We start from the raw sequence: 7,919 nt of genomic DNA, 5'->3' as shown, positions 1-7,919 counted from the left end.
CTTATACGAAAAACAATAATATATGCGAAAATAGCCTTTATTGTTAAAGTCCTTTCACCCACAGTCCTGCCATCTCAATCCAATTAGCCACTTCAGGCTGTAGGGTCAATTCATTATCTTTTCCCTTAGTCTCCTCTGTTCCAAGGGACAAACCATGTACCCCCTTCGGATAAATGTGCATTTCCAAAGGGACTTTATTATTCAAAAGTGCTCCTGCAAACAGAAAACTATTTTCAACAGGAACGGTATCGTCTGTATAGGTGTGCCATAGGAATGTTGGCGGTGTATCTGTAGAAACCTGTTTTTCTAGCGAGACATCATGTAAAAGCGTCTCATAGTTTCCCCCCAACAAAGCCTTAAAAGAACCTTTGTGCGCATACGTTCCAGAAGAAATGACTGGGTAACTCAACAAAATTCCATTGGGCTTTATCTCTTCACTTGAAATCCCTAAACTTTCTGATAAGAAACTTCTATGCCAGAAAACACCTAAGCTTGCCGCTAAGTGACCACCCGCAGAAAAACCTGCAACGATGACCTTATTTACATCGACATTCCATTGTTCAGCATTTTTTCTGATAAGGGCTACTGCCATTGACAGTTCTAGCAGTGCTGTCGGAAAAGCAGCCGGACGAACACTATACCTTAAAACACATGCGTTAAATCCCATTGCGTTCATTCTAATCGCAATGGGTTCAGCTTCTCTATCAGAAGTAAATTCGTAGCCCCCTCCAGGACAAATAATGATAGTTGGACGTTTTCGACTACTATCTATTTCTGGAGAGTTATTCATAATGTAGGTATACAGTTTGGCTTCAGAATGCTCTGTACGAATATCGATTATTTCATGTATCAATTTTTGCTCCACCTCTTCCTTAAATAACACCGGTGACAATAGAACTTGCCGGTACAGAAAACTCTGTCACTTGTCCTCCTAATCGCAGTGCAACCGGAACCTCTTCATGGGAACGATTCAATAGAACAATAACAATGGAACCATTGGGGTTTTTCAAACTAACTACATCTAGCTTATCCGTATATTTTGTAGAAGCAATTCTCTTGGCTCCTGGCTCAATATATCGACTAAAATGACCAATATATGTGAAAGAAAGTTTTTCTTGTACAATATCATTTTCTGTGTCACACATGATCGGAGCATCGCAAAAATTGTTTACATGATTCGGACCGCCTTCTTTATTAAGAATGAGGTTCCAATCAATAAAGGCGTTCATACCGGCATTAATATTTCCGATAATGTCATAAGCGTACATTTGCGCGTTTTCTAACTGTCCAGCTTCACTAAAACGGCTATATTCTACGCATCCTTCAGTAAAAATCAGTTTCTTATCCGGGAATCTTTCATGTACCAGCTTTATCGCATCAAAATGTTCACCGGTATACCAATGGAAGGCTATGCCCTGTACCATTTTATCTGTTTCTTCATCAATAATTTCACACGCACGTTCAAACATTCTTTCTTTATTGTGATCCCAAACACAGACCTCAATATCTTCTAATCCATTGTCTACAAGTACAGGGTATAAATAATCACGTAAAAATTCTTTTTCTTGTTCACCAGTGTACAAGCAGGAATCCCATGTCTGTGTGGCATTGGGCTCATTTTGAATGGTGATCATATCAATTGAAAATCCTTTGTTACGATATTGCTTAATGTAGTGACAAATATACACAGCCCAGAATTGTCTATATTCCGGTTTCAGGGATCCGCCTTCCGTTCTTTGTCCATTGGTTTTCATAAAAGCAGGCGGTGACCAAGGTGACAACATGACACTTAATGCTTTGCCTGCCGTTTGCTCAGCTTCTTTTAAAAGGGGAATGATATACTTTTCATCTCGCTCCAGGCTAAATGAGTTGAATTCAGTATCAGAGGGATCATCCATGGCAGCATATTGGCTTACGGAAAAATCACAGCTATCGATGTGAGTACGAACCAGATTATAACGATTTCCGTTACTCCCAAAATAAGCTTCTAGTATTCTTTTTTGATTATCTTGATTCATCAAGGAAAATGTGTAACCGGCAGCCTCTGTAATGGCTCCACCAAACCCATCAAACGTTTGATACTCCATGTCAGGATAAATGTTAACAACTTTCATTTCAGCTCCTCTATCAGAGGAAAATTCTCTACTACTCTCATAAGTATTTTTGATATCTTCTTGATAGGTCGTCGTTACCAGCTTTATATTCATACTTATTTACTCCTTATTAGTAAAAATTCTTAAGAAATTCTTATCATTTTTTCATTATCGTCATTGCGCTTTTGGCTGCCAAATTACAATGCAAGATCTCATTCCCTTGTTGTTTTAATTGAACAGCCTTCATTTCATCACTATCATTAAATAAAATGGTCACTATTGAACCATCCGTATTTTTAAAAGCTACTGAACGAATCTCTTCACTACTAGAGGAAGCAATACGTACTGCCTTTGGTTGAACAAATTTACTAAAATGTGCTAAGGCATAATAATCCAATGTGTAAGTTAATGCCTTTGATTGTTGTTCTATCGTAACAACTCCACGACAAGTACTAAGACCAAAACCAGGTACAGATGGTCCATTTTCTTCATCTAATGCCATATTCCATAACACAAAGGATTTTGAATCATTTCGTAAAATTTCAATGCCTGTTCTTAACACATTAGAAAAGGCTGGTTCAAAGGCTGGAATCCATTCTCCACCTGAACCTTCTGTAAAATGAACCTCTTTATCTGGATACGCCATATTTACTTGATGTTGAGCTATTGGCTTCCCGCCATACCAATGCCAAGCAACTCCATCAACTGCATCACCAACATCATCTATAACTGCCAGTGGATAATCTGGGCGATCCCAATTATGGTCATAGCATAAAATTTTCGTCTCCAGACCATTTTTCGAGAAATTCGGTTTTAAATAATTTTTAATAAAATCAGCTTGCCGTTCCGGCAGCATGAGCATACCCGGATAGTGCCCCGGTACATAAAGTGGTTCATTTTGCGGAGTGACTGCATATATAGGAAGACCTTGTTCTGAATATGCTTGAATATATTTTACAAAATAATCCGCATAAACTTCATAACATTCTTCCTTTAGTTCGCCACCAATCATTGACCCACTAGTTTTCATCCATGCTGGAGGACTCCAAGGAGACGCCATCAGTTTGATTGCAGGATTGATTGCTAATGCTTCCTGTAATAAAGGAATAATATCGTCTCGATCATGGGCTATTGTAAATTGTTCTAGCTGAAAGTCCGTTTCCCCCTCCGCAATATCATTATAGCTATACATTTTACGGGCATAATCAGATGCACCCATCGGGTTTCGTAATACAGATAAACCAATTCCCTTTTCATGAGAAAAAAGCTTTTCCATCAGTTCCGTTCTTCGTTCCTTGTCCAAAACTTGATGAATCAAATAGGCAGAGGAATCTGTAAAAGAAGCACCGAAACCGTCAATTTCTTGATATGTTTGCGTTTCATCAATTGTTACAACAATACTATCAACTGTTGATTGACTTGCTTCTACTTGTTGAACAACTTTTTGTACAAATAATTCTTGTTCTCCATTTGATTGGTAAATAATAAGATCTTGCATAATATACCCCCTATAATAGTAATGAGCGCTCTTTCTAGAATAATTCCCAGTTGAAACATAACCTCTACCACTTGGCTTTCAAGTCGCTGATGTTAAGCTACTTTTTAACATAGTTATTAAATATTTTTTCAAAAAGGAATGATTTTACAAATGCTGGTCCAGAAAAGCCTAAAAACAACCAAATAAACAGTAATTTTGGAAAATAAATCGGAATAAGACCTACAAAGAAAATTGTAATCATGAATAATATAATCGAATAAGCCGTGGAGTGAAGGCACATAAAAAAAGCATTTTTTAAAATGTGAAAACTGGAATTTTCAAACTTAGCAATCAATGGGAAAACATACATGAAGGTTAATACGGATACAGTTACTAGAAATAATAATGGAAAAAGAACCAATGTATTATTTGTATGAACAATTGCTTGAGCCAAAAATATGAAACTAGTTAATCCAAACAAGGCAGCTAACCAAAAGATTGAGCTCTGTTTTAGATTCTTTTTAAAGCTGCTCCAAAAATCTTTGACTACATAGCATTCTTCATCGCGAACCATTTTCAACGTAACTGAATAAAGAGCTGTCATGGAAGCCCCAATGGTTACAATTGGCAAGCAACCGATTAGAAAAACAATATTTAACATTAATAGGTCAAAGATTTTTGCTAAAGTTGAAAAGATCCTGCCTTCAATACCAAAAACTTTCTCCATGAATTTCTTTCCTCGCCTTCAATAAGTATTTAATTCGGAAGAGTTTAATACCGCATTTACGCGATTTTTACCCCCACCTCTACAATTTGAGAGAAGCAAATGAACTTCAAGGTGGGGGTAAGCGGCCCGTAAACGCCTGATAGGTTAACCTTACAATCAGCGGGGAATAACCCCCCCGCTCACTTTATTTCATGCCTAATTTTTTACGATTAATTTCCATTTTTTCACTTCTAATTTTAGAAATTTTATCCCAGTTATTTTGAGCTAGGAATGTTTTGTAATCAGCTAAAAGTTTATTAAATTGTTTATCGTCTTTAGCCCGAATCATTTTAACCACAGTTGTTCCCCAGTTAGTTGTAACAGCACTTAAAGCACGAGCCTCTGGTGTTCCTTGATCTGGATCAGCACCTTCTAAAATAAAATGTGGTTTTAACTTGCCTTTTCCCCATGCTTGCGGTTGTTTAGTTGCCTCTATGGTCGAGTCATCACTTAATGCTGTATACTTATCGTGACCAAAGAAGAAAAATTCACCCATTCGATAATCCTTTTTGTACTTTTCTGGATTTTCTAATCGCAGTTTCTTCACTTCAGGTAGGTATTCAATCTTACCATTTGCATTTACTTTGTAGGTTTGTCCTTCGATTCCGTAGGTAGTTAATTTTTCACCATAATCACTAAGTAGGTAAGTGAAAATTTGCATTGCTTTTGCTGGATCTTTACAATTTTTAGTAATAAAGTTTACCATCCAGCCCGTAATACCAGATTGGTTTAAAGTGGGCTCATTTCCTACCGTACTTTGCGGTCCATCAACGGCAATATATTCTTTTCCAGGATTGGCCGTCATAAAGGATTGGAGATCTGCTCCTTTTTGTGGGAGTCCGCTTACTAACATGGATGCATACTTACCAGCCTTTACCTTTTCCGAATAAGCTGTCCCATCATCTGCAAAACTATCATCACTGATACCGCCATTTTTATAGACAGTATTAATCGTTTTGATCCAAGTCAGAAAATCCTCATCTAAATTACGGTCATAAAATTTACCATCTTTCGTTTCTATTGGAACTCCAAGATAATCTTGTAACACATCCCCAGTAGATTCACCAGGGTAAAATGGAATTAATTTAGGGAATTGAGTTTTGATTTTCATCATAGCACTTTCAAATTCTTCTTGTGTTCTCATTGCTGGTTTACCAATTGCTTCATAGACATCCTTACGAATAATAAATGCTGTTGTTGCAGGAATACTACCACTATCATAATCAGCTTGAGTATTAGAGAAGTCCGTATAACCATAGGTCTTACCATCCGCTAGTTTGTGCCAATTCATTGTTTCTTTTGATGCTACTTTATTAAAGTATGGATCATACTTCGCAGCTAATTCTTGTAGTGGCAATGCCCATGTATTTGCTTTTTTAGATACTTGTGACGTAGAATCAAATGTCGAAATAATGTCCGGTATATCACCGCTGGAGAAGAGAGCATTTAGCTTCGTGTCATCGCCAGTTATGAATTTGATATTAACATTCAAATCTTTTTTTATCTGTTTAGTTACAAAGTCGTGCCCATAATCCGTATTCCACCAATCAGCATTTACATACCAAGTTAAAGTGGTTGTTTTTTTTCTTTTATCTAGTTTCCAAGCGGGTGTATTTTTATCAAGGGTATATCCTGCTTTTCCTTTTGTAGCACTACTTGAATTACTTGTAGTTGCAGAGCATCCTGTTAAAATGAATGAAAGCGCTAACAAAAATATCATACTTTTACTAAGAATCGATAGCAGTTTGGACTTCATTAAACTTCCTCCTTTTAAATTACAACCTTATAAAACTATGAATTTCCTACAACTTCACAGCAATTCTACGATTTTTAACACCCCCTCAAAATCATATTTATACTCGTTTGAAAATACATGTTTATTCTTTTACTGCACCTAACATCATTCCAGAGATAAAATGTTTTTGTAATAATGGGTAAATAACAAGGATTGGCAGGGTTGCAACCACAATAGTCGCTAATTGAATTCCCTTGGCTGTGGTTTCAAGGACAACCGATCCACCAATATTTTGCATGGTATGCATTTGAGATTGAACGATGATCTCATAGATCTTCATTTGTAATGGGTAGAGTGCTTTGTCTGTGATGTACAATTTAGTAGTAAAGAAATCATTCCATTGCCCTACTCCGTTAAACAACGCAATCGTGGCTAAGGCTGGCTTAGATAGTGGCAAAAATATCTTTGAGAAAATTTTCCAATCTCCTGCCCCGTCCATTTTAGCGGAGTCTTCTAAGGAATCAGGGATACTTCGAAAGAAATTCATTAAAATAATGACATCAAAAAAGCTAAACAGTGCTGGAATAATGTACACCCAGAAACTATTTAAAAGCCCTAATGATTTAATTAACAAATAAGTTGGAACCATTCCACCACCAAAGAACATCGTAATAATCCCTATAGCGGAATATAGCTTACGTCCTTTTAGATGTTTTTTACTGTAGCTATAGGCTACAATTGCACAAAATAATACGTGGCTACTCGCTCCAATAAGGGTTTTAGCAACTGAAATGAAAAATGCCTGCCATATGCTGTCATCTCTAAAAACAGCCTGATAATTTTCAATCGAAAATTCATTAGGCCAAAACGCAAACCCACCATTAGCTAATGATTTCCCTGAACTAAAAGATGAAACTAGTACGTTCCAGACGGGGACAATAATAATAATGGTGAAAATAACCATTAAAATCACATTGAATAGATTAAATAACCGACTATTAATATCTTCTTTTACTACTGATCGTTTCATGGTTATACCTCCTTTCTACAAGACCGATTGATTATCATTTAGTTTGCTAGTTATTTTATGTGATGTAACTAAAAGAATAAGGGCAACAATTGCCATCCCTAGATCAACAGCCGTTGCATAAGAGAAATCTCCTTGGGTCATCCCAATTCGATAAACATATGAGCTAAGTACTTCTGCTTTTGCCTGGTTTTGCGAATTCATTAAGACTAATGTTTGATCTAAATTTGACCCAAAGATACCGCTTACAGATAGGATAAGATTTAAATTGATAATATTTTTCATCATGGGAATTGTAATGTGCCAAATCTGCTTGAAGCGAGTAGCACCATCCATCTTAGCAGCTTCATAGTATGTAGGATCAATTTTTGACATTACCGCCAAATATAAAATCGTTCCCCATCCAACTTCCTTCCAAACATCTGATAAAGTAGCAATCAACCAATATTTATCTTCATCTAACAGAAAATTTTGAGGTTTTGCTAATAATCCCACTGACATTAACATTTGATTAAATAAACCTGTTGTAGAAAACCAAGTAATTAACATTCCGCCTAAAACAATCCAAGATAAAAAGTGAGGTAAATAGGAAACTGTCTGCATGAATCTTTTAAAGGGACCGTCGTGTAATTCATAAATCATAATGGCTAAAATAATTGGAGCCACAAATCCAATAGCTAACTTCAAAAAGCTAATCCCTAATGTATTCACCATTGCATCCCAAAAATATCGATCTGACAAGATAATTTTAAAGTTTTCAAACCCAACCCATGGAGCTGTACTAAAGGTGTCTAAAGCCGTATAGTGCTTAAATGCAATTA

General features: G+C 36.4%; 7 protein-coding genes. All 7 read right to left on the bottom strand.

From position 1 onward, the window contains the following. Positions 1 to 43: 43 nt before the first annotated feature. Positions 44 to 853, bottom strand: a complete 810-nt coding sequence (locus V7137_RS08975; protein ID WP_335697764.1) for an alpha/beta hydrolase — start codon at positions 851 to 853, stop codon at positions 44 to 46. Between the two features lie 19 nt (positions 854 to 872). Continuing rightward, on the bottom strand, positions 873 to 2,207 hold the full coding sequence (locus V7137_RS08970) for a glycoside hydrolase family 30 protein (RefSeq protein ID WP_335697763.1): 1,335 nt from the start codon (positions 2,205 to 2,207) through the stop codon (positions 873 to 875). Between the two features lie 43 nt (positions 2,208 to 2,250). Then, the gene (locus tag V7137_RS08965) at positions 2,251 to 3,591 is read right to left on the bottom strand and encodes a glycoside hydrolase family 30 protein (RefSeq protein ID WP_335697762.1); all 1,341 of its coding nucleotides are present in this window, start codon (positions 3,589 to 3,591) and stop codon (positions 2,251 to 2,253) included. Between the two features lie 97 nt (positions 3,592 to 3,688). Beyond that, entirely contained in the window at positions 3,689 to 4,297 is a 609-nt protein-coding gene (locus V7137_RS08960) for a YesL family protein (RefSeq protein WP_335697761.1), read from the bottom strand. Positions 4,298 to 4,481: 184 nt separating this feature from the next. Beyond that, on the bottom strand, positions 4,482 to 6,092 hold the full coding sequence (locus tag V7137_RS08955; RefSeq protein ID WP_335697760.1) for a sugar ABC transporter substrate-binding protein: 1,611 nt from the start codon (positions 6,090 to 6,092) through the stop codon (positions 4,482 to 4,484). 121 nt (positions 6,093 to 6,213) lie between these two features. Then, positions 6,214 to 7,101, bottom strand: a complete 888-nt coding sequence (locus V7137_RS08950; protein ID WP_335697759.1) for a carbohydrate ABC transporter permease — start codon at positions 7,099 to 7,101, stop codon at positions 6,214 to 6,216. A gap of 15 nt (positions 7,102 to 7,116) precedes the next feature. Beyond that, on the bottom strand, positions 7,117 to 7,919 hold an 803-nt coding region (locus V7137_RS08945; protein ID WP_335697758.1), incomplete at its 5' end, for an ABC transporter permease.

The sequence above is a fragment of the Neobacillus drentensis genome (genome assembly GCF_036962765.1).
GTDB classification, from domain to species: Bacteria; Bacillota; Bacilli; order Bacillales; family Cytobacillaceae; genus Neobacillus; species Neobacillus drentensis_C.
Note: the sequence above shows the minus strand (reverse complement) of the source record. Positions and strands in the feature narration are given on the sequence as shown.